The sequence below is a fragment of the Clostridium thermarum genome (assembly GCF_006351925.1).
Taxonomy (GTDB): domain Bacteria; phylum Bacillota; class Clostridia; order Clostridiales; family Clostridiaceae; genus Clostridium_AU; species Clostridium_AU thermarum.
Window position 1 is genome coordinate 264181 of the sequence record NZ_CP040924.1, and the last position, 21796, is coordinate 285976.

Annotated in this window: 21 protein-coding genes and 2 other annotated features (1 of these 23 cut by a window edge); of the genes, 17 read left to right on the forward strand and 4 right to left on the reverse strand. The window is 37.5% G+C overall.

Annotated features, from left to right (window positions below):
* Nucleotides 1–146 precede the first annotated feature (146 nt).
* The 3 genes from FHY60_RS17685 to FHY60_RS01195 are packed head-to-tail and all read left to right on the forward strand — an operon-like array spanning nucleotide 147 to nucleotide 2373.
* On the forward strand, nucleotides 147–293 hold the full coding sequence (locus FHY60_RS17685) for a hypothetical protein (protein ID WP_163216129.1): 147 nt from the start codon (nucleotides 147–149) through the stop codon (nucleotides 291–293).
* Nucleotides 294–327: 34 nt separating this feature from the next.
* Entirely contained in the window at nucleotides 328–1485 is a 1158-nt protein-coding gene (locus FHY60_RS01190; RefSeq protein WP_139902400.1) for a Gfo/Idh/MocA family protein, read from the forward strand.
* A gap of 21 nt (nucleotides 1486–1506) precedes the next feature.
* Nucleotides 1507–2373 carry a sugar phosphate isomerase/epimerase family protein gene (locus FHY60_RS01195; RefSeq protein ID WP_139902403.1) on the forward strand — a complete coding sequence of 289 codons (867 nt, stop codon included), beginning with the start codon at nucleotides 1507–1509 and terminating at the stop codon, nucleotides 2371–2373.
* Between the two features lie 23 nt (nucleotides 2374–2396).
* Here the strand turns inward: FHY60_RS01195 and FHY60_RS01200 are convergent, their stop codons facing one another.
* A complete protein-coding gene (locus FHY60_RS01200; RefSeq protein WP_139902406.1) occupies nucleotides 2397–3239 on the reverse strand; it encodes an AraC family transcriptional regulator in 843 nt (280 codons plus the stop codon).
* 218 nt (nucleotides 3240–3457) lie between these two features.
* Nucleotides 3458–4108: a deoxynucleoside kinase gene (locus FHY60_RS01205; RefSeq protein ID WP_139902409.1), complete on the reverse strand. Its 651-nt coding sequence runs from the start codon at nucleotides 4106–4108 to the stop codon at nucleotides 3458–3460.
* A gap of 360 nt (nucleotides 4109–4468) precedes the next feature.
* On the opposite strand from FHY60_RS01205, the gene FHY60_RS01210 reads away from it, so the two are divergent.
* The 4 genes from FHY60_RS01210 to FHY60_RS01220 all read left to right on the forward strand — a co-directional run bounded on the left by FHY60_RS01210 (nucleotide 4469) and on the right by FHY60_RS01220 (nucleotide 9756).
* Entirely contained in the window at nucleotides 4469–5764 is a 1296-nt protein-coding gene (locus tag FHY60_RS01210) for an IS30 family transposase (RefSeq protein ID WP_139902412.1), read from the forward strand.
* A 463-nt stretch (nucleotides 5765–6227) separates the two neighbouring features.
* The gene (locus FHY60_RS17690; RefSeq protein WP_163216100.1) at nucleotides 6228–6404 is read left to right on the forward strand and encodes a hypothetical protein; all 177 of its coding nucleotides are present in this window, start codon (nucleotides 6228–6230) and stop codon (nucleotides 6402–6404) included.
* 258 nt (nucleotides 6405–6662) lie between these two features.
* Entirely contained in the window at nucleotides 6663–7892 is a 1230-nt protein-coding gene (locus tag FHY60_RS01215; RefSeq protein ID WP_139902414.1) for an MFS transporter, read from the forward strand.
* A gap of 160 nt (nucleotides 7893–8052) precedes the next feature.
* Nucleotides 8053–9756 carry an IS1096 element passenger TnpR family protein gene (locus FHY60_RS01220; protein ID WP_163216103.1) on the forward strand — a complete coding sequence of 568 codons (1704 nt, stop codon included), beginning with the start codon at nucleotides 8053–8055 and terminating at the stop codon, nucleotides 9754–9756.
* A gap of 89 nt (nucleotides 9757–9845) precedes the next feature.
* Here the strand turns inward: FHY60_RS01220 and FHY60_RS01225 are convergent, their stop codons facing one another.
* Nucleotides 9846–10301: a MarR family winged helix-turn-helix transcriptional regulator gene (locus tag FHY60_RS01225; protein ID WP_139902420.1), complete on the reverse strand. Its 456-nt coding sequence runs from the start codon at nucleotides 10299–10301 to the stop codon at nucleotides 9846–9848.
* 216 nt (nucleotides 10302–10517) lie between these two features.
* On the opposite strand from FHY60_RS01225, the gene FHY60_RS01230 reads away from it, so the two are divergent.
* The 8 genes from FHY60_RS01230 to FHY60_RS01260 all read left to right on the forward strand — a co-directional run bounded on the left by FHY60_RS01230 (nucleotide 10518) and on the right by FHY60_RS01260 (nucleotide 18472).
* Nucleotides 10518–10997 (forward strand): glutathione peroxidase, encoded by a 480-nt coding sequence (locus FHY60_RS01230; RefSeq protein ID WP_139902423.1) that lies wholly within the window; start codon nucleotides 10518–10520, stop codon nucleotides 10995–10997.
* A 21-nt stretch (nucleotides 10998–11018) separates the two neighbouring features.
* Nucleotides 11019–11507, forward strand: coding sequence for a peptide-methionine (S)-S-oxide reductase MsrA (gene msrA, locus FHY60_RS01235; protein ID WP_139902426.1), 489 nt, complete (start codon nucleotides 11019–11021; stop codon nucleotides 11505–11507).
* 99 nt (nucleotides 11508–11606) lie between these two features.
* Nucleotides 11607–13133, forward strand: coding sequence for an FAD-dependent oxidoreductase (locus FHY60_RS01240; RefSeq protein WP_243122191.1), 1527 nt, complete (start codon nucleotides 11607–11609; stop codon nucleotides 13131–13133).
* 50 nt (nucleotides 13134–13183) lie between these two features.
* Entirely contained in the window at nucleotides 13184–13990 is an 807-nt protein-coding gene (locus FHY60_RS18180; RefSeq protein ID WP_243122192.1) for an alpha-amylase family glycosyl hydrolase, read from the forward strand.
* A gap of 10 nt (nucleotides 13991–14000) precedes the next feature.
* On the forward strand, nucleotides 14001–14471 hold the full coding sequence (locus FHY60_RS18185) for a hypothetical protein (RefSeq protein WP_243122193.1): 471 nt from the start codon (nucleotides 14001–14003) through the stop codon (nucleotides 14469–14471).
* Nucleotides 14472–14546: 75 nt separating this feature from the next.
* Nucleotides 14547–14796, forward strand: a binding site (T-box leader).
* A 111-nt stretch (nucleotides 14797–14907) separates the two neighbouring features.
* Nucleotides 14908–15387, forward strand: coding sequence for an Lrp/AsnC family transcriptional regulator (locus tag FHY60_RS01250; RefSeq protein WP_139902428.1), 480 nt, complete (start codon nucleotides 14908–14910; stop codon nucleotides 15385–15387).
* The gene (locus tag FHY60_RS01255; protein ID WP_139902431.1) at nucleotides 15384–16544 is read left to right on the forward strand and encodes an aminotransferase class I/II-fold pyridoxal phosphate-dependent enzyme; all 1161 of its coding nucleotides are present in this window, start codon (nucleotides 15384–15386) and stop codon (nucleotides 16542–16544) included. Before FHY60_RS01250 ends, FHY60_RS01255 begins: the two co-directional genes overlap by 4 nt.
* Nucleotides 16545–16717: 173 nt before the next feature.
* Nucleotides 16718–18472: an ABC transporter ATP-binding protein gene (locus FHY60_RS01260; protein WP_139902434.1), complete on the forward strand. Its 1755-nt coding sequence runs from the start codon at nucleotides 16718–16720 to the stop codon at nucleotides 18470–18472.
* A gap of 1192 nt (nucleotides 18473–19664) precedes the next feature.
* Here the strand turns inward: FHY60_RS01260 and FHY60_RS17695 are convergent.
* Nucleotides 19665–19811 (reverse strand): hypothetical protein, encoded by a 147-nt coding sequence (locus FHY60_RS17695; protein ID WP_163216109.1) that lies wholly within the window; start codon nucleotides 19809–19811, stop codon nucleotides 19665–19667.
* Nucleotides 19812–19928: 117 nt separating this feature from the next.
* Between FHY60_RS17695 and FHY60_RS01265 the strand changes: the two genes are divergently transcribed.
* The gene (locus FHY60_RS01265) at nucleotides 19929–20744 is read left to right on the forward strand and encodes a DUF368 domain-containing protein (RefSeq protein WP_139902436.1); all 816 of its coding nucleotides are present in this window, start codon (nucleotides 19929–19931) and stop codon (nucleotides 20742–20744) included.
* Nucleotides 20745–20953: 209 nt separating this feature from the next.
* The gene (locus FHY60_RS01270; protein ID WP_163216112.1) at nucleotides 20954–21490 is read left to right on the forward strand and encodes a Uma2 family endonuclease; all 537 of its coding nucleotides are present in this window, start codon (nucleotides 20954–20956) and stop codon (nucleotides 21488–21490) included.
* Nucleotides 21491–21717: 227 nt separating this feature from the next.
* Nucleotides 21718–21796 (forward strand) — a binding site (T-box leader) (it continues 152 nt past the right edge of the window).

Here is a 21796-nt window from a genome sequence, read left to right on the forward strand (position 1 = left end):
TGCATCATATTATGGAGCATTCATCTCTTTTATTATGTTTTAAAAGCAATATTTGCAATGTTTGCAGCAACAAGTGCAATGGATATAAACATAAATTAAGCTAAAATGTAAGTATAGGTATTAAATAAAGCATAGGAAGGGAGGAGATGGACAGATTTATAATATCGGCTTTTGAAGAAGGTATTGACCTAAAATTAGATGACCAAACGGAGGTTTTGAGCAGTGCAAGGTTAATTATATCTAAATATCAACAGATGGGCTGGGAGAGTTCGCAAGAGCATTATGGGCTTTAAAGAATTTATTATCTGAAATAGGGGAGGAAGTAATATGAATAAAGTGCGTATTGGAATAATTGGCATAGGGAATATGGGTTCAAAGCATGCTGAGTATCTCATTAAAGGAGAGGTAAATGGAGCAGAGCTCACAGCAGTCTGCGATGTAAGTCCTAAGAGGTTAGAGTGGGCAAGGGAGAATTCAGGGGAAGGTGTAAAACTCTTCGATAATCCTATGGCCTTAATGGACTCAGGAGAAGTAGATGCCGTACTTATCGCAACCCCTCACTATGACCATCCGCCACTGGCTATAGAAGGTTTTAACCATGGACTTCATGTACTTATAGAAAAACCTGCGGGAGTATATACAAAACAGGTTAGGGAAATGAATAAAGTAGCATTAAAGAGTGATAGGGTATTTGGAATCATGTTCAATCAAAGAACTAATCCGCTGTATCAAAAGCTTAAGGATCTGATAGATTCCGGAGAGCTGGGAGATATAAAGAGAACGGTGTGGATAATAACTAACTGGTATAGGTCTCAAAGCTACTATAATTCCGGCGGCTGGCGTGCAACCTGGGCAGGAGAAGGTGGCGGGGTACTATTAAATCAAGATCCCCATCAGTTGGATTTATGGCAGTGGATCTGCGGTATGCCAAAACGTGTACGAGCTTTCTGCTCCTTTGGAAAGTATCATGATATAGAGGTTGAAGACGATGTTACTGCTTATGTAGAATATGAAAATGGCGCAACGGGCTTGTTTGTAACTTCCACAGGAGAGGCACCTGGGACAAACCGTCTGGAGATAAGCGGTAATAACGGTAAAATCGTATCAGAGGATGATAAACTGACTTTCTGGCGCCTGAGAGAGTCGGAAAGAGACTTTAACAAAAGATATACAGGAGGCTTTGGGGAGCCGGAGTGCTGGAAGATTGATATTCCCATAAATGGCAAAAGCACATGGCATAAGGGGATTACACAAAACTTTGTGGATGCAATCTTAAAGGGCAGCAAGCTTTTAGCTCCTGGAATTGAAGGTATAAAAGGCCTGGAAATTTCGAATGCAATGCATTTATCAGCATGGACAGATAGTTGGGCTGACATCCCTGTAAATGAAGACCTGTTCTATGACCTGCTGCAAGAGAGAATAGAGAAATCCAGCTATAAGAAAAATGTAGAGGAAAGAACCTTGGATGTCAATGGCACTTACTAAAAAACGATTGGAGGAATATGTATGAAGTTTTCCGTTTTCACAGTAGGTACTCCGGACTATGATGTCGTAGAAACCGTTAAGAAGCTAAAGGAATATGGCTATGATGGCGTAGAATGGAGAGTAAGCAATAGTGTAAAAAGTAAGCCGGAAGTTATCCCTCCAAGGGAGATATGGTATTGGCAATATAACAGAAGTACAGTAGATGTTGATAATATATTGGAAGAAGCGCAGCCGGTAAGGGATATATGCGAAAAGGAAGGAATTGAAATCTGTGCCTTGGCCACATATCTTAAAACTGACGAAATAGACACAATTGAGAAAGTACTAAAAGCTGCGGTTGTGATGAACTGCCCTAAGATTAGGGTAAATCTTCCCCAATATAATGGAACTGTAAACTACAGAGACCTTTTCGTTAAAACTCAGGAGGAAATTAAGGCTTTAGAGGAACTGGCAAAAAAGTACATGGTAAAAGTAAATTTTGAAATTCATCACGGTACCATTGTACCCAGTGCCAGTGCAGCCTATAGGTTAGTATCCGGCTTTGACAGCAAATACATTGGAATAATATACGATGCCGGCAATATGGTCCATGAGGGCTTTGAGCAGTATCAAATGGGCTTAGAGCTATTGGGAGAATATCTGGATCATGTTCATATAAAGAATGCGGCCTGGGCCTTGAAGGATACAGAAACTGAGGGAGCAAGGGAATGGCAGTGTCAGTGGAGCGCAGTAGAAAAGGGACAAGTTAATTTCAATAAGCTTTTTGCTGCCCTAAAGTCAGTGGGCTATGACGGATATTTGTCTTTTGAGGACTTTTCCAATGACGAAACAACTGATGTAAAGCTGAAAAGAAATTTGGAGTTCATAAAAGAGCTACTTAATAAGTAGAAAATAGACCGGTCAGTGCCGGTCTATTTTGATGCCATTTTTTTATAATCTCTTGGTGAAATTCCATTGGCCTTCTTAAAGGCTTTAAAAAAGTTGGAATAGTCGCTGAAGCCCACTAATTTATAAATCTCTGAAATTGGGTAATCCTGGGTTATAAACTCTCTGGCCTTCATAATCCGCTTATAGGTTATATACTCATTCAAAGTAAAACCAGTTACCTGCTTAAACTGATGACACAGATAATATTTTGTTACATAAAATTTCTCCTGTAAAGTATTTAAGGAGAGGTCTGAAGAAAGATTGTCATTTATAAATTGTATAATATAGCTGATTCTTTCATTATTCTTATTTAAAATCAGGATCTCATTCTTCTTATTGTCCATAATATTGTTTATAAAAATAAGAAGCTGAGCTACATAGGTCTTTTTTAATAACTCCTGTGAATGATCTTTGCCGTTGCATTTTTCAATATTAGCAATTATTTGATCGAGATTATTGGACATGACTTCATAGGCTGGTATAAGGTTATTTTTTCCTGAGACCCTATCATCCAGACACCTAAATAAATTGTAATCGGTGAAGCTGAATTCCTTGAAAAAGTCCTGTGTAAAATTTATAACTTTTCTTTCGTATATGCAATTGCCGTTAAGCTGGGGTCTGTGAAGTTCCTTGGAGTTGATCAGCAGTATATCCTTGGGGTTCAGTTCATAGGCTGTACCTTCTATAAAGTAGGTAACATTACCGGATATAAGGTAATAGATCTCATAGCCGTCATGGATATGGATAGAACAATCAAAGTGCTCTTTATCGATAGCATGATGGAAAGCAAAACTGTTATATATATGATATATGGAGGGATTATCCAATTATATCACCATCCTAAAGTATAATATCAATAGTTAATAAATTATTCAAAACTAATTAACAAATAATACTTATTATTGACATAGATTTGTAATAAATATGGTTTATTATATAAATATAACGAAGGAATCCCCCTCCTTTAAATATATGAACATAAAACCAGCCGGTGCGGAACACACATCATAAGGCTGGTTTTTTGTGCTGTAAAATATATGTAAGGTTAACTAGCCATTCTGCCATCTATTTCGGCAAGCTTTTCTTCTATCAAGCCCAATACATAGGCCTTATCTTCCGGATTATTTTCGAAATCAAGGTTATCTACATTGATCTTAAGAATGGGTGAAATATCGTAGTTTTCAAAGTAAGCAGTATACTCAGCATTAAGTCTTTCCCAATACTCTCTTTCAACTACTTGCTCATAATCTCTTCCACGTTTTTTAATCTTCTGCATGGCGTGGTCTACGCTGGTTTCAAGATAAATCATAAGCTTGGGAGCTTGTACATGCTCCAGCATGTTAGATAAGAGCTCCATATATAGGGAAAATTCATCATCGCTCATTTCTCCGTTGGAATTTAAGAGCTTTGCAAATATGGCATCACCATATATGGAACGGTCCATTACCGCATTCCCCATTGCAACAGCTTCTTTAATATATTGAAAACGTTTGTTCAAGAAGAATATTTGAAGAGAAAAACTCCATCTGGCCCTATCATAATAAAATTTCTCTAATATTGGATTATTTACTACCGGTTCAGAAAAAGGTATATGTCCCATCTCCGCTAATATGTTCATCAGTGTAGACTTACCTACACCTACCACACCATCAATTACTATAACACCATCTTTATGTACGCCTGAATCCTTTATCATGTTCGAAACTCCTTTACCTAGGTTATTTAAGTTATTATTTTTTATGATTGCAAAAATTGTTTTATATAATTCAACACTGTCATAGGACATATTAGTCCCCCCTCTGAATCGATATAATTCCTGTGAGAATTATATCATAAAAAAAAGGAGGTGGGGAGATTTGGTCGAAAAAAGTAGTTGGAAAATAACACAAGCTTTAATTGCAAAAGTAAATTCCACCTCTCTAGGTGGTAAGAGTGGATTTTAATTCTACAAATATGAAAGAGTATAGAGAGTGGAATTTAGTAATACAAAATATTATTATATTGATATATGCGTCATTACAGTAATCCTTGCTTGGTAAGGAAGGAGTTTTTCATTATGGCTAAATTCAAACACTTTACGTTAGAGGAAAGAGTCTCTATTGAAATAATGCTTAAAGCCTCCCTTTCTTTCAAAGCAATAGCCCGAGAGCTTGATCGAGATTGTACAACCATTTCCAAAGAGGTTAAAAATCATATCATGTACAAGCGAACAGGTTCTTACGGTAGACCTTTTAACAACTGTATTCATCGTTTAACTTGCAACCATACATATCTATGTGAGAAATCACATTGTAGAATTCGACGCTGTCGCTTTTGTTCAGATTGTTCAAAATTCTGTTCTGATTACAAAGCATATACTTGTGACTTACTCTCTAAGCCACCTTATGTGTGCAATGGATGTGCTAGCCTTACAAAATGTACTCTGGAGAAAGCAATCTATAATGCTTCCTATGCCCATGATGAATATGTACTTCGTCGTTCTGAGTCACGAAGCGGCATAACTATTTCTGAGGACGAGATTAAACGTCTTGATAAAATCATAACCCCACTCATTCAAAGAGGTCAATCTATACACCATATCTGCGTTAATAACAGAGACCTTATCATGCATAGTGAAAAATCAATCTACAACTATATTGATTACAATCTTTTCTCCACAAAAAATATTGACCTTCCAAGAAAAGTTGTTTATCGTCCAAGAAAAAAGCTTAAAAATCATTTTAAAGTGGATAAGTCCTACAGAATTGGACGCACATATCAGGATTTTCTTGAATTCATGAAGGAAAATCCTGATACTCCAGTAGTTGAAATGGATTCTGTTGAAGGTACTAAAGGTGGTAAGGTGTTGCTCACTATCCATTTCGTTGATTCTCAGTTTATGCTTGCTTTTATTAGGGATGCAAACACTTCACGTTCCGTCATAGATATTTTCGAAAATCTTTATTTGGAACTGGGGCCTGACACTTTTCTAAAACTATTTCCTGTCATTCTAACTGACAACGGCAGTGAGTTTACAAATCCAAAGGCTATCGAGTTTGATAGGCAGGGAAACCGCATAACACGCATCTTCTACTGCGACCCTTCAGCGCCATATCAGAAAGGTGCTGCAGAAAACAACCATGAATTGATCCGGAGAATTGTTCCTAAAGGCCAGAGCTTCAACTCATTTCAACAGAAGGATATCTCATTGATGATGAGTCACATTAATTCTTATTCAAGAAAAAAGCTGAATGACCAGTCTCCATACTCGGTATTCAGCTTCCTTTACGGCGCTAAAACGCTCGCAAAGTTGGATTCAGAACTCATCAAACCAAATGAGATTATCATGAATCCGAGTTTATTAAAATATTAACCTACTCAAGCAGGGATTACCGCTGGCGCTTAAGTTAAAACTTTTTCAATGGGTGGAATTTACCTTTGCAAAAAAAACGGAAAATATTCACCCTTTGTTTGCTATACCCAAAATCAGCTGAAATCTGCTTGAGCTACTTAAATTATACCTCATTTTTGTCTAAAATAAGCAAAAAATTACTCTTATAACCAAAAATCTTATCTAGTATCGATTTTACGGTGGAAGTTAATTCTACAAAGTGGAAGTTAACTTTTCAATTCACCAAAATAACACAAGTAAATTTATTTGCCTAGATTATGTAAAATGATATAATATTTTCATTGGAGAGGAAGGGGATTTCAAAAGAAAGAGTAGACTATGGCTCTGCAATTTACCCCTATGTCTGCGTGACAGGAGCAACTATCTCAGGAAAGTAGGATGAGAAGTCTAAATACAATCTAGGAAGAAAGGGCCTTGAAAAATTATGTTGGATGGTATTCGTATTGGTATTATGGTAGCGGCAGTACTAGTGGTGAGTCTAGAGATATGGAGATTTATTAGGAGAATAACTAATCTGCCAAGAGAAGTAGAGGACTTAAAAAGAAGATTAGAAGACCTTGAGGAGCTTGTAAGAAGTCAAAATAAAGAATTGAATGGTTAATCGGCTAGAAAAAAGATGCGGTGAACTTAAAACACTGCATTTTTTTCTTTAACATGGAACCTAGGATATGGTGCGGATAAGGAAAATGTGCTCATAGAAGTGTGAAAAAGGCAGTGGACAGTGAGGATATAATATTTTGTAGCCAAAATAATACAGTGTTGGTATAATATACACTAAACATAAAAAATAATTTTGGTTTATTTGAACAAAATAAAATTACAAAATATTTAATGCAAGCAATTTATTTAGGAGAGAACTATGTTAAAAGGGTATAAGGAATATTTTCATTTACCAAAGGCAGTATATTTTCTGGTAGCGGCTAAGACCATCAACGGACTTGGAAACTTTATAATGCCTCTGCTGACACTTATTCTCACGGAAAAAATCGGACTCAGCAGTTCACAGGCAGGTTTTTATATTCTTATACTGAATGTAAGCTTTGTTCCGGGGCTGTTGCTGGGAGGAAGGCTGGTAGACACCTTTGGACGCAAAAAGGTAATAGTAATATTTCACAGCCTGGCAGCGATAATATTTTTAAGCTGTGGTTTTATAAATCCTTCAATGTTGATCGTATACCTGCTGATTTTGGGTTCCGCTATGTTGGCAGCATCCCTGCCGGCCTATGATGCACTTATAGCAGACTTAACTAACTCTCATACCAGAAAAAGGGCCTTTTCCCTTATGTTCATGGGCCACAATTTAGGCTTTTCCATTGCGCCGGTGTTAGGAGGCTTTCTCTTTAAAAACTATCTCTATTTAGTATTTATTATAGATGCCATTACAACCCTGATATCAGTTTTGCTCGTACTGTTTTTTATTCCGGATATACGCCATCATCAGGAACAGCATAAGAGTAAGAAAGAACATGGTGAGGATAAAAAGAAGCTGAATGTAGTGGAATTCCTATTGAGCAGGCCGGTGGTCTTAGTATTTGCGGGCCTGTTGTTCTTCTATAATTTTTCATACTCTCAGTGGGCCTTCACCCTGCCAATTCATATGGTATCCCTGTTCCCGGAAGAGGGACCAAAGTATTATGGAATGCTGGAGGGTATGAATGGCTTATTGATATTATTATTTACACCGGTAATAACAAAGTTTACTCTTAAGACTATGCCTACCAAGGTTATAGCAACTGGAGGTTTATTTTATGCAGTATCCTTTGCAATACTGATAGTAACAAGGCTACTGCCCATGTTCTTTGTTGTGGTTATAATCATGACCATGGGAGAGATGATGGTCACTGTTAACAACAATACCTTCATCTCCAGTGTAACTCCTCCTCAGTATAGAGGCAGGGTCAGTGCCATATTCCAAATTATCTATGGTGCAGGCTTTGCTGCGGGACCCTTCATAATGGGAAAGGCCCTGGACTATATAACCACAAATGACGTATGGGTTATAATAACTGCAGTTATCGGCACTGCTGCCCTGCTCCTATTTGTATTGAGCAGAAGACTGAAAAAGAAGGGAATTGAGAATCATTATTGATTTTCATATTTAATTTTTAATAATGAGATAGGTATGACGCCTGAGGACTTTTTAGGAGGTAATCCGGAATGCCTATTATATAAATAATTAGCTTGTCTAATATTGCATATTTCCACCATTTGGAGTAAAATCTCTATATCTACAGGAAAGGATGCATTTTATGGAACATAAGATTATTGAATACTGTAATGAAACGGAAAGTATTAAAAGGATATTTGATCTTTATAAAAAAGAATTTCTGGAGAACTATAACCTTCTTTCAGCAAAAGAGAAAAAGCCTGTAAAAAAGGCATTGCCATATATATACCGAATGTGGTACTATTCTGCCTTAATGGATGATACGCCGCTTTCACCGGCAAACTTTATCAACATGCAGATAAAAGAAAAGTATGGCCAGGACACAGTGATTGTGCCCATAGCAAGGCCTGTTTATAAGCGAAAGGCTTTGGTAGACTTTGAACAGGAATTTGTAGTTTTTAGTGTGGAAAACCATCCTGTGCTTAAGGACCTGAAAATGTTTTTGAATACTTGCCTGCCGGATATCGGCGTGGATGAAAATGGTTTTATCCTTGAGGATGAAAGAGACGAATTTATTGATTTGCTTACCTTTAGAGAAATTTTTTATGTAACTTTCTTAACTAATATCTCCTATGAGTTAGGACTGCTGAGGAAGCTACCTTCCATAGGAGTACATAGAGCTGCCGCAGTGGCGGAAAATGTAAGGAAATTCTTCCAAATGTCCAGTGAAGACCAGCTGAAAAAAATAGTGGAAGCTGTATTAGTTATTGCATCAAAGCATATGTGTGAGGCTTTTCCTATAAACAGAAGTACCTTCAGTGTTTCAGCTTTAAGAAAGCTTATAAGAGATGCTGTGGACCTTAATGAGTACCTTAACGGTATTATGGATAAGTATAATTTAAACATAGATATGGGCGAATTAGAAAACATAGATATGGATAAGCTGGATGAAATGGACGAAGAAGACCTTCCCCAAGGATCCGTGATTTCCCTTGCCATTAGGATGGAGCTGTCCTTTGCCCTGGATGCTTATATAGCTACTCCTTTGGGCTACTACCTGCAAGTACTTCAGCCAATATATATATACGTCTATGATGCATCCTACTATTTCTACGAGTTATACAGCGCAGAAGTGAATCAGGTCCCCTTAATAAAACTATTCTTCCTAATGCCAAACGGGTTTGATCTCACAGTACTGGGACATAAGGTACTCCTGGACGGAATTAAGCCCAAAAATGAATTTCAAACCTTAGAAGAAAAGATAGACTTCCAGCAGGCCTATAAGGATATCTGTGACTATCAGAATGAAGAAACAGCCCTAGACGAAGAACGGGATAATTTTTCAGAAGAGGAAATACTGAATGCCTTTTTTGAGCAATTTGCACCTAAGAGAAGAGGCAAAAATAATAAAGATGCGTTGAATGTTGAACCTGAAAAGAATGAAGAAGTGATAACGGAGAAGAATACAGCCTATATATTTAAGGTGAAAAAGGTCAATAACAAACGTAAATTTATCACTGTGGCAGTTAAGGGAACTCAGAGTTTTGAAGATTTGGTGGATGCAATCAGAAACAAATATGACCTGGAGTGGGGACACTTATATTCCTTCTTTATGAATAATAAGCCCTATGACAGGGATTATGAGATTCCCTGTCCCTATGACCGCGAGGCCAGTACAAACACTGAAAAGGTAAAACTCCACCAAGTTAAGCTATATAAATCTCAAAGATTTTTGTTCATCTATGATTTTGGTGAGGATATAACCTTTGAAATCGAGTTTGTAGGTACTGAGCCACTGCAGAAGGATATGTCTTATCCGGCAGTAATACCCAACAAAAAGGCATAGGATGTACAGATGATGTGAGTAAGCAGTGACTCAGCTTTATTTTTAATTAAGGGTGAAAATCAGCCATGTTTGAATTTCATCCTTAATTACTATTTGTCGTTTATTTTGCTTAATAAATTGTCCAAGCGATGCTTCAAGTCTGCCAATTCCTGAAGGTCGATATTAATGGCGTTTAAAATTCCCTGGGGTATATTTAGGGCCTTTTCTCTTAAAGCAAGCCCCTTTTCTGTTATGGTTACGTTCAAAACTCTTTCGTCTTTGCTGGAACGTTCCCTTTGCAGCAGGCCTAAGGATTCTAGTCTCTTTAATAAAGGGGTCAAGGTGCCGGAATCTAAGAAAAGCTTATTACCCATTTCCTTCAGGGTTACAGCGTTATTTTCCCAAAGTACGAGCATCACAAGGTATTGGGGGTAGGTTATGCCAAGTTCCTCCAAGAGAGGTCGATAAATTTTTGTTATAGCTCTTGAAACTGCGTAGGCAGAAAAACATAACTGGTTATCTAAGCTCAATATATCATAATCTCTTGTTAAGTCATTTTTATCCATATAATCATCTCCTAAACATAAGAATTATTTATTACTGATGGTGAAAAATATCTTCATATTATAAAATTTCACCAAATATTGAATCCTTATACTTAATTATAATAGGTAATCTGTAATTTGTTAATATTATTTTATAAAATTGCATTGCGCACAATTAATTTTATGTTATAATAAAGTTGTTATTAATTGAGAAATACATTTTATGGAGGAAGTAATATGGGTATTTATGATTTTACAGCAGTGACCTTAGAAGGGGAAGAAATCAGCTTAAGCAAGTATAAGGGAAAGGTACTCTTAATAGTTAACACAGCCAGTAATTGCGGATTTACCCCGCAGTATAAGGAACTTCAAGAGCTTTATGAGAAGCTGGGAAATGAAAAATTTGAGATTCTGGGTTTCCCCTGCAATCAGTTTGGTAATCAGGAACCGGGCAGCAGCAGTGACATACAGAATTTCTGCCAATTAAATTATGGTGTGGATTTTCAAATGTTTGAAAAGATTGATGTGAATGGGGAGAATGCTCACCCACTGTATAAGTATCTTACAGAGCAAAAGAAGGGGTTCCTTACCGGAAGTATAAAATGGAATTTCACAAAATTTTTAATTGATAAAGAGGGAAATATAATAGATAGATTTGCACCTACTACATCACCACTAAAGATTGAAAAAGCTATAGCGGAACTTATAAACAAATAATTATGTAAAGGAAGTGGATTTATGAAGAAAATTGTTCTTGCAGGAGGTTGCTTCTGGGGAGTAGAAGCTTTTTTGAGCGGGATTAAGGGAGTTATTGAGACAAAGGTTGGCTATGCTAACGGCAGAGTAGCAAATCCAACTTATGAGATGGTATGCCAGCAGAACACCGGCTTTGCGGAAACTTGTTATGTAGAGTATGATGAAAGTCAATTGCCTTTGGAAAAGCTGCTGGAGGAGTATTGGAGAATAGTAGATCCCACTGTGCTGAACAGGCAGGGCCCTGATGTTGGCAGCCAGTACAGAACCGGAATATACTATACCGATGAAAGCGATTTAAACATAATTTTAAAGTCAGTAGCTGAGGAACAGAAAAAGTATGAGAAAAAGATAGTGACAGAAGTAAAACCGTTGGAAAATTTCTATGTTGCTGAGGAATATCATCAAAAGTATCTGCAAAAGAACCCTAATGGTTACTGCCACATACCTAGAGAGCTGCTGGAAAGCCATTAATGGGGGGGCCCTTGCCAGCCTTACAGTAGGCATTTTATGTATATGAATATGGAAATATTGACACAATAACCTATAGAGATTTTCTAAGGAGGAGATATTGTGGCAAATATACCTAACTTTTCAAAGAGTCTATGGATGGATACTGTAAAGTTGCCGGACTATCCAGGCTTAAAAGAGGATATCACTGTGGATACTGTGGTAATTGGCGGAGGAATAACCGGTATAAGCACAGCTTATATGCTGCAAAAGGAAGGCTTAAAGGTAGCACTGCTGGAGGCAAACAAGGTACTGGCAGGCACCACCGGGCATACCACTGCAAAGGTTACTATACAGCATGACCTTATATATGATAAGCTAAAGAATCAGTTCAGTGAGGAATTTGCCAGGCTCTATGGCGAATCTAACAGTGCAGGTTTACAGTTCATACGGGATATAATAAAAGAAAAGAATATAGATTGTGATTTTGTAGCTCAAAATTCCTATGTATATACCCAGTCTGATGATTACATACAAAAGATACAAGATGAAGTAAAAACAGCTCAACAGCTTGGCTTAAAAGCTACATATCTGGAAAAGGTGCCCCTGCCCTTTGATATAAAGTGTGCTGTATGCTTTGAGGACCAAGCCATGTTTCACCCTCTAAGGTATCTCGCTGCCCTGTGCAGGCTCATAAACGAAAAAGACCAATGTATATATGAAAATACCAGGGCCCTGGATATTGAGCAGGATGCTTCAGGAGATAAAAAACTCATTGTAATTGCAGAAAATGAAGTTAAAGTTTATTGTGACTATGCTGTAATTGCAAGCCATTTCCCTTTTTTTGATGGGTTTGGAATGTACTTCATGAGAATGTATGCTCAGAAGTCCTATGCCATGGCTATAAAAACAAAGAAGGGCTTTGAAGAAGGTATGTTTATAAATGCGGAACAGCCTACAAGATCCTTAAGGTATACTCCCTTTAATGGGGAAAAGCTTGTAATAGTAGGCGGAGAACACCACAATACAGGGCAGGATGCCAATACAATGGTGCATTTTGAGAACTTAAGAGATTTTGCAGAACAGACCTATGGAATTAATGAGATACTGTTCCGCTGGTCCACTCAAGACCTGATGACTTTGGATGACCTGCCTTACATAGGTCGCTTAACTACAGGAAAGCAAAATGTTTTTGTGGCTACCGGTTATAAAAAGTGGGGGATGACTACGGGTACAATGGCAGGCCTTTTAATTAAGGATTTGATCCTGAAAAAGCAAAGTCCTTGGGAGGAACTTTATACGCCTTCAAGATTCAAATCAGACCCTTCACTTAAAAACCTGGCAAAAGAAGGTGCCATGATAGCAAAGGAGTTTATTAAGGGCAAGCTAAAGGCCGCCTCACAGACCTTGGAGGATTTACAGCCTGATGCTGGCAAGGTTATAGATATCGATGGCAATAAGGTAGGTGTATATAAGAACAGTGAGGGCAGGACTTACATGGTTGATACCACCTGTACACATATGGGCTGTGAAGTGCAGTGGAACAGTGCTGAAAGAAGCTGGGATTGTCCTTGCCACGGGTCTAGATTTGATGTAGATGGTCATGTAATAGAAGGCCCTGCTCTTAAGCCGCTTAAACAGCTTGATTAGTGCTGTTATATGCAAAATTTGATATAATAGTTAGGTAAGGGAGTGGTAATATGGCTTTGGACACATCGAAGAATTTGAGAAATGCAATAATTTATTCTGTATATGTGAGAAATTACGGAAAGAACGGCAAATTTATTGATGTGGAAAATGATCTGCAGAGGGTAAAGGACCTTGGTACAGATATAATCTGGTTTCTGCCAATCCATCCTATAGGGGAATTAAACAGGAAGGGCATTAAGGGGTCCCCATATGCTATTAGGGATTACAGAGAAGTAAATCCTGAGTACGGCACCTTGGAGGACTTTAAAAGGTTGGTTGACAAGATTCATCAATATGGTATGAAGGCTATGATGGACATAGTATATAACCATACCTCGCCTGATTCCTATCTTGTGAAGAACAGGCCGGAATATTTCTATAAGAAACCTGATGGAAAAATTGGAAACAAAGTGGGAGACTGGAGTGACATTGTTGACTTAGATTACAACAACAAGGATTTGTGGAGATACCAGATAGAAACTTTGAAATACTGGGTTCAGATGGGAGTGGATGGCTTTAGGTGCGATGTAGCCCCCTTAGTACCAATCCAGTTCTGGATGCAGGCCAGAGAAGAAATTAAGAAAATTAAACCGGACTTCATATGGCTGGCGGAAAGCGTGGAAGCTAGCTTTATATTGGAACTTAGAAAAGGCGGTTTTATAGCTCATTCAGACAGTGAGATGTACAATGCCTTTGATATCTGCTACGATTACGATGTACATAAATACTTCAAAGGCTACCTCATGGGTGAATATACCCTTAAAGAATATATAGAAAAGGTGGCCCAGCAGGAGTATATATCCAGACAACTATGTTAAGCTCAGATTTTTGGAGAACCATGACCAGCTAAGGGCTGCAGAACTTATCCATGATGATATAAAGTTAGACATATGGACAGCGTATATGTACTTCCAAAAGGGAGCGGTACTTCTATTCAACGGTCAGGAGGCTAAAGATGATCATCTTCCCAACCTTTTCAACATCGACAAGGTAGTGTGGGATGGAGCAAGGGATGAATTTACATCCATGCTAAGAAGGTTGGCAGCCTTGAAGAAGACGCCTATAATGGCGGAGGGGAACTATTCCATAGGGGTCTTTGATGACAAGGACGTAATAGTTATTACCTATGAAATGGGACAGGAAAAGCTTATTGGCATATTTAATGTTGGCCTTGAAAATGGGACCATTCAGCTTCCTATAGAGGGCGGAAGTTACGAAAACCTGGCAACGGGCAAATTTATACATATGGAAAACGGAGAGCTGAAGCTCCCCTATGTTCCGGTAATAATAAGAGTATAATTATTGAAATAATAAAAAAACTATTGAATTATTATGAATTATGAAGTATAATTATTAAAAAAATCAAATAAATGCTTAAAAATGTTGATGAGGAAGAGTACATCTGGGTAAAACTCTTAGAGAGCCGGTGGTGGTGGAAATCCGGTGGTAAGCCCTTATGGAAAGCAGCCTTTGAATTTCTTACTGAGAAATGAGTATAAGTTGTACTCAATAAATAAGACGTTACCTCACGTTACAGAGGCACGGAATAATTTTGTTCCGGTTGAGAGAGTGTCTTTTGGCACTAATTAGGGTGGTACCGCGAATTTACTCCTTCGTCCCTTTGCAGGGATGAAGGAGTTTTTTATTTTTAAAAATTTTTTAAGGGGACATTTGCTTTACTGTTAAAAGTGAGCAAAGAAAAAATCCGCTGAAAACATAGAAAGGGGTTATTAAAATGGATGAAATCTTAGAAATCCTTGAAAAGAACAGCAGACTCAGCAATGAAGAAATTGCGGTGATGGCGGGGAAAACCGTGGCAGAGGTTGAAGCGGCCATAAAGGAGTACGAAGAAAAGAATGTTATTGTTGGATATACAGCCTTGATAAATTATGAAGAAACAGAAAAAGAAAGTGTAACTGCACTTATAGAAGTTAAGGTTACTCCTCAAAGGGGAGAGGGTTTTGATAAGGTTGCAGCCAGAATATATAAATTCCCGGAGGTTAAGGCTTGCTACTTGATGTCCGGAGGTTTCGACCTCACTGTCATAGTAGAGGGTAAGACCATGAAAGAAGTGGCCTTGTTTGTGGCAGAAAAGTTGGCGGTACAGGAAAGTGTACTGAGCTGTGCAACTCATTTTGTGCTAAAGAAATACAAGGACAAGGGTACAATCTTTGAGAAAAAACCGGTGGATGACAGGGAGGCTATATTTGTATGAGAATAGAGGATATGATTTTGGATAAAGTAAAGACCATGCCGCCATCAGGCATAAGAAAGTATTTTGATCTGTTGAATGAAATGAAGGATGCCATATCCCTAGGAGTTGGTGAGCCGGACTTTGTAACGCCTTGGAGGGTGAGAGAGGCAGGTATTTACTCCTTGGAAGAAGGTCACACCCATTATTCCTCCAATGCTGGTTTTGTGGAGCTGCGGCAGGAAATTGCAAACTACCTCAAGAAGTATGATCTTCATTATGACCCAAAGAATCAGATACTTGTAACTGTAGGAGGCAGCGAAGGTATTGATATCGCTTTAAGAGCCTTGGTGGGGCCTGGAGATGAGGTAGTAATTCCGGAACCAAGCTTTGTGGCCTATCAAGGTTGTACAGCCTTTACAGGAGCTACTCCTAAGGTCATAAATCTAAGAGCAGAGGATCAGTTCAAGCTGACCCCGGAACTTTTGATGGAAGCCATAACCCCTAAAACCAAGGTGGTTATAGTACCTTTCCCCAATAACCCTACCGGGGCCATAATGACAAGGGAAGAATTAGCGGCTATTGTAGAGGTTTTGAAGGATAAGGACCTCATAGTAATATCTGATGAAATATACTCGGAATTAAGCTATGGAGTTGAACATGTATCCATAGCAAGTTTCCCGGAAATGAGGGATAAGACCTTGGTCATCAATGGTTTCTCTAAGGCCTTTGCTATGACGGGCTGGAGATTGGGCTATGTTTGCGGACATCCTATATTGATAGAAGAAATGAAGAAGATCCATCAATATGCACTGATGTGCGCTCCTACCACAGCTCAGTATGGAGCTATTGAGGCCTTGAGAAACTGTGGCAATGACGTAGTGGAAATGGTGAAGGAATACAACAGGAGAAGAAGGGTTATGGTGAAAGGTTTCAGAGACATGGGACTTGACTGCTTTGAACCTCTGGGAGCCTTTTATGTTTTCCCATCCATTAAATCCACAGGCCTGACCTCCGAGGAATTCTGCGAAAGACTCCTGATGCAGGAAAAGGTCCTGGTGGTACCGGGAAATGCCTTCGGTCAATGCGGAGAGGGCTTTATCAGAGCCTGCTATGCATCTTCTTATGAAAATATAGTTGAGGCCCTGAAGAGGATTGAGAGATTTATAAAATCCTTATAATTTGAAAGCACAACATGTGTGAACTACTAACTTGACAGGCAGCAGTTCAGGCATGCTGTGCTTTTCATTCGTCCTTGTGGCAGGGACAAGCTAAATTTGTCCATTGCTAAAGATACCTCATAGTGGTATTCTAATATGAAGAGAGTTTTTTGAAGGAAGGTGACAACGAAAGCATGAAAAGCATAAGGAAATTTATAGCCTACTACAAACCCTATAAGCATTTGTTTTTTGCAGATATGTTCTGTGCGCTGACCTTGTCTGGTATAGACTTGCTGTTTCCCCTTGTTGTTAGATTTCTCTTAGATGATGTATACCTCATGGAGGATAGAAGTAAGATATTAAAATATGTACTAATCGTTGGAGGCATATTGCTGGCAATGTATATAGTAAGATATTTCTGCCAGTACTTTATAACCTCATGGGGCCATATTATGGGGGCCAAGATGGAAGCTGACATGAGAAGAGATATTTTTGAACACCTTCAGAAGCTATCATTCTCATACTATGACAATACAAATACCGGTAAGCTAATGTCCAGGATCATTAATGATCTTTTTGATATCTCAGAGCTTGCCCACCATGGACCGGAGGACATATTTATATCCATAATTAAATTGTTGGGATCCTTTATAATACTGATGACAATTAATGTGAGAATAACCCTGATACTACTGGGTGTAACCATAATTATGTTGTTCTTCTCAATATTCTACAACAAAAAAATGCGTCTGGTTTTCCAAAAGAACAGAGAAAAGATTGCCAATGTCAATGCGCAGGTTCAGGACAGCCTTTCCGGCATCAGAGTTGTAAAATCCTTTGCCAATGAAAAAATAGAAAACACAAAGTTTGAAAAAGGAAATATGGAATTCCTGGAAACAAAGAAGGATAGTTACTTCATAATGGGAAAATTCTTCAGCGGCAATAGCTTCTTCCAAGGAATTTTGTACCTATCAGTAATACTGGGTGGGGGAATATTTATCAGTGCTGGTGAATTAACACTTTCAGGCTTAACTGTATATATCTTATATATCAATATATTCCTCAATCCTATCGATAAGCTTGTAAACTTCACAGAGCAATTCCAAAAGGGAATTACCGGCTTTGAAAGATTTTTACAGGTTGTAGAAACTGAACCGGATATTCAGGACAAAAAGGATGCTGTAGAGCTTGTTAACCCTAAGGGAGATATAGTTTTTAACAATGTATCCTTTAGCTACAACGATAAGAACAATGTATTAAGCAATATAAACATTAGTATAGAGGCCGGGAAAAATGTTGCACTGGTAGGCCCTTCCGGTGGAGGAAAGACCACCTTCTGCAGCCTTATCCCAAGATTCTATGAAATCAGCGAAGGATCTATAACTATAGATGGTATTGATATAAGGGATATAAAACTAAAATCCCTGAGAAAGGCCATTGGTATAGTCCAGCAGGATGTATACCTCTTTGCAGGAAGCATAGGAGAAAACATAGGCTACGGCAAGCCCGGAGCTGCTAAAGAGGAAATTATGGAGGCTGCCAAAAAGGCCAATATTCATGACTTTATCATGAGCCTTGAGGATGGTTATGACACCTACGTGGGAGAAAGAGGAGTTAAGCTTTCCGGAGGTCAGAAACAGAGAATATCCATAGCAAGAGTATTCCTGAAAAACCCTCCAATACTGATATTGGACGAAGCCACCTCAGCCTTGGACAATGAGAGCGAAAAGTTTATACAAAAATCCCTTGAAGAGCTGTCAAAGAATAGGACAACTCTTGTAATTGCCCATAGACTAAGTACCATAAGAAATGCTGATGAGATAGTGGTATTGACGGATGAGGGCATAAAGGAAAGAGGAAACCATGAGGAGCTGCTGGAGCAGAGCGGCGTTTATGCATATCTTTATAATATGCAGTTTGAGGATGTGGCAGCAGAAAGTTTAAATTAAAGAAGATGGATGTACAATCGAGAGGTTGTACATCTATTTTTTTGAGTTACTATGACAGATTTAACATTTAGCCTGCTGTAATCACAGCCTCTCAGCGGAACTAATTAGAAGCTAGAACTTACTTCTAAAAGTTGTAAGTTTTTATTAGAAGGACACCTTCGTCTGCAAAAGGCGCTGAGGTGTTTTTCTTATGGCGAAAATTGAAGTTTATGGAAATACCTTATGCATATATTTAGGACTATGGAGCCAAAGACTTTTGAAAATAGGAGTTTAATTATAAAAATATCGCCAAAATTTTATTGCTTTGCTTACATATTAGAGATGAACTAGTAATTATGTAAAAAAACACATCAGTATGCTAATTTTTGCTAGGAGGGATAACAGGACTAAAAAAGAATTTTATACATATTTGCAATATTTGCTTTGTTTTTGTCAATTGCCATAACAAAGCAAACAAAGCTAGTTAAAGCAGATTAGTATAATTATGATGATTTAAATCCGCTGGTGGAAGTTATATATGACTCAAGGGATAAAAGATGTACTGGTGTTAGTATATTAGTGTAGACACGAAAAGATGAAGGCTCTAAAATATAGAAAGGGGAAGGAAGTGTCTACGATGGCAAAAAGAGGAGGTTAATTTAGTAACGTATTATGACTTTAACGCTGCCAGATTAGCAATCTTGGATACATATAATCTTGGCATAATAGAAAAAGAATCCATAGGAGCATTGGATACATTACTTCTCAAAAATGCCAAGAGTTGGCCAGGCTGTCTGCATAAAAAAGTTCGATTATTTGTGTCCACTATATTGACATAAATCCAAATATGATAAGGGATGAAATTGTGATCAAGATTTAATTCCTATCTACGGAAATGGTAATGGAGATTATTATGCTGGACGCTAAAAATATGTCCTAAATTAATAGTATATTATTATTTTCATGAAAACTCAAGGAAAGAGAAATACAGTGATAGCTTTAAAAAGGGGATTAAAAACTAGCCTAATTTTCTAAGTAAAATATGTATAATTTAAATACAAAGCTAAATAAGAGAGTTCTATAGATTATTGAGATATAGAAGTAATTAACGAAATCTAATAATTAGAAACAGAAGGTCAAATATCTGCCTTCTGTTTTTATTGCATAATGAGTAACATTGATTAAACGGTAAACATTTTTAATTGTACCCCTCTCAACTATCTTTCTGAAAAGCAGCCAACTGTAACCTAGCCTCTTGCAACTGCTCATCCACAATGCTTGCTTCCTGTATGTGATCGTTAATAACCTTCGCTGTTGTTTTCAGCACTTCGTCCTCCAATACCTTGATGATCTTGGTCATCTCTTCTATGGCGTCCTTTTGAAATTTATTAACTTTTAAATTTACAATTGTAGGATTTATAGTTAAAATAGATAGGGTGATATATAAAGAAATACTACATACATAATGGAGGTATCTATGAAATTTTTAATAAATTATTTAAAGGGAGTAGCGGTAGGTCTGGCTACCTTGGTGCCGGGAGTAAGCGGCGGTACAATGGCTATCATATTCGGTATCTACGATGATTTACTGCATTCCATTGGTTTTTTCTTCAAGGATTGGAAAAAGCATACCCTATTCTTACTACAGGTTGGCCTGGGAGGACTTACCGGTCTTGTGGTGTTTAGCAGCTTGTTAAAGTCTGCCGTAGAAACTTTCCCTTTTGAGATGAGGTTTTTATTTATTGGTATTATCTGCGGAGGTATTCCGGTGCTCTATAATAGGGCAGGAGAAGGTAAAAAAGACATAAAAGGCTGGATATTCCTGCTTATTGGACTTGTAATAGTAATGATTATGCCCGCAGATGAGGCTACAACAGCAGCTTTGGCTACTACCCCGGGTATAGAAAGTATGATATTTTTATTCATTGCCGGTATAGTTATGGCCATAGCACTGATTTTGCCGGGAATAAGCGGATCTTATATGCTTCTTATTCTGGGCCTATACGATGTAACCCTAGGTGCTATAGAAAATAGGAGTATTCCTTTCCTAATACCCTTGGCCTTGGGAGTACTAGTTGGTACTTTAGCAACCACAAGATTAATAGAAGGATTATTAAAGAAGTATCCATCCATAGCTTATATGCTTATTCTAGGTTTTGTGGCCGGTTCAATAAAACCGGTATTTGAGCAGGTTGGTTTCCCAACAGGCTACAGCATAATCTCTTCAATAGTAACCTTTGTGCTAGGCTTCATGCTTATAAGATGGATAAGTAAAAAGGATGTAGAAGCCTGAGTTTTATTTGAAAGAATGAATCAGATATCATACAACTGTAAACTCTCTTTACTGCCTTATCTTTTTGGAGATAATCATATAATATTTTGGAAAAATAATTGCATAAAGCTTACAATATTATATAGAATATTGTTATAAATTGATTAGATTAATTGTCCATATATGCAGATAAGAATAAAAACAAACATTTAAGGAAAGGAAGTGTAAATGTGGTCTATACAGATTACTATGAGGATAACACTACCATAGAATGGGTCCACGGCGTAAAATATATGACTCCTTCACCGCACCCCAATCATGGCAGAGTTTATAAGAAGATTTTTAATACACTTGCCAACTACTTAGAAAATAAAAGCTGTGAGTTATTTCCGGACAAAACAGATTTATGTTTGGCTGATCCCAAAGAACCAATAAGTATAAACGAATTAAAAAGGCCTGTAGTGCCTGATTTATTTGTTGTTTGTAATAATAGTTTTGAGCTTGTAGGAAATAATATTGTAGCTATTCCAGACTTTATTTTAGAGATAGTAAGTCCTAGCTCCATAAAAATAGATAATTATATTAAGAAGGAGCTGTATATCTCTAAGGGTGTAAAAGAATATTGGATAGTTGATTATTTTGATAAATCAGTCACCGTTTGCTTTAATGGTCAAGAGACAGTATATTCTTTTCAGGATGAGATTAAAGTAAATATTTTTGAGGATTTGGCTATATGTTTGAAGGATATTAAATTATTTGAGGTGTAACAGCTCCGGCTTATTTAGGCCGGAGTTTTAATTTTGTAAAAAATTAAAACGATTACAAACATTTTTTCATTGCTTTAAAAAATAATTCGCATTTTTTAAAGTGAATTATTGACATAGTGTTAACTGTATGCTATTTTATATATAACAGATTTAAAAAAACCTTGAATTTATTATTAATTATTTAAAAGCAAGGTAAATTAATTCAAAAATTATGAATAAAAATAAATGTAAAGACGTTGAAGAAGATAAAGCTATCAGTAAATTAATTACAGAGAGCCGGGATAGGTGGAAACCGGTATTAGTTTG

What these genes read in the sequence shown, in the direction of transcription:
- FHY60_RS17685 (WP_163216129.1), top strand. Translation starts at nt 147, where the DNA reads ATGGACAGATTTATAATATCGGCTTTTGAAGAAGGTATTGACCTAAAA.
- FHY60_RS17695 (WP_163216109.1), bottom strand. Translation starts at nt 19,811, where the DNA reads ATGACCAAGATCATCAAGGTATTGGAGGACGAAGTGCTGAAAACAACA.
- FHY60_RS01210 (WP_139902412.1), top strand. Translation starts at nt 4,469, where the DNA reads ATGGCTAAATTCAAACACTTTACGTTAGAGGAAAGAGTCTCTATTGAA.
- FHY60_RS17690 (WP_163216100.1), top strand. Translation starts at nt 6,228, where the DNA reads ATGTTGGATGGTATTCGTATTGGTATTATGGTAGCGGCAGTACTAGTG.
- FHY60_RS01205 (WP_139902409.1), bottom strand. Translation starts at nt 4,108, where the DNA reads ATGATAAAGGATTCAGGCGTACATAAAGATGGTGTTATAGTAATTGAT.
- FHY60_RS01255 (WP_139902431.1), top strand. Translation starts at nt 15,384, where the DNA reads ATGAGAATAGAGGATATGATTTTGGATAAAGTAAAGACCATGCCGCCA.
- FHY60_RS01230 (WP_139902423.1), top strand. Translation starts at nt 10,518, where the DNA reads ATGGGTATTTATGATTTTACAGCAGTGACCTTAGAAGGGGAAGAAATC.
- FHY60_RS01195 (WP_139902403.1), top strand. Translation starts at nt 1,507, where the DNA reads ATGAAGTTTTCCGTTTTCACAGTAGGTACTCCGGACTATGATGTCGTA.
- FHY60_RS01250 (WP_139902428.1), top strand. Translation starts at nt 14,908, where the DNA reads ATGGATGAAATCTTAGAAATCCTTGAAAAGAACAGCAGACTCAGCAAT.
- FHY60_RS01260 (WP_139902434.1), top strand. Translation starts at nt 16,718, where the DNA reads ATGAAAAGCATAAGGAAATTTATAGCCTACTACAAACCCTATAAGCAT.
- FHY60_RS01190 (WP_139902400.1), top strand. Translation starts at nt 328, where the DNA reads ATGAATAAAGTGCGTATTGGAATAATTGGCATAGGGAATATGGGTTCA.
- FHY60_RS01265 (WP_139902436.1), top strand. Translation starts at nt 19,929, where the DNA reads ATGAAATTTTTAATAAATTATTTAAAGGGAGTAGCGGTAGGTCTGGCT.
- msrA (WP_139902426.1), top strand. Translation starts at nt 11,019, where the DNA reads ATGAAGAAAATTGTTCTTGCAGGAGGTTGCTTCTGGGGAGTAGAAGCT.
- FHY60_RS01220 (WP_163216103.1), top strand. Translation starts at nt 8,053, where the DNA reads ATGGAACATAAGATTATTGAATACTGTAATGAAACGGAAAGTATTAAA.
- FHY60_RS18180 (WP_243122192.1), top strand. Translation starts at nt 13,184, where the DNA reads ATGGCTTTGGACACATCGAAGAATTTGAGAAATGCAATAATTTATTCT.
- FHY60_RS01225 (WP_139902420.1), bottom strand. Translation starts at nt 10,301, where the DNA reads ATGGATAAAAATGACTTAACAAGAGATTATGATATATTGAGCTTAGAT.
- FHY60_RS01215 (WP_139902414.1), top strand. Translation starts at nt 6,663, where the DNA reads ATGTTAAAAGGGTATAAGGAATATTTTCATTTACCAAAGGCAGTATAT.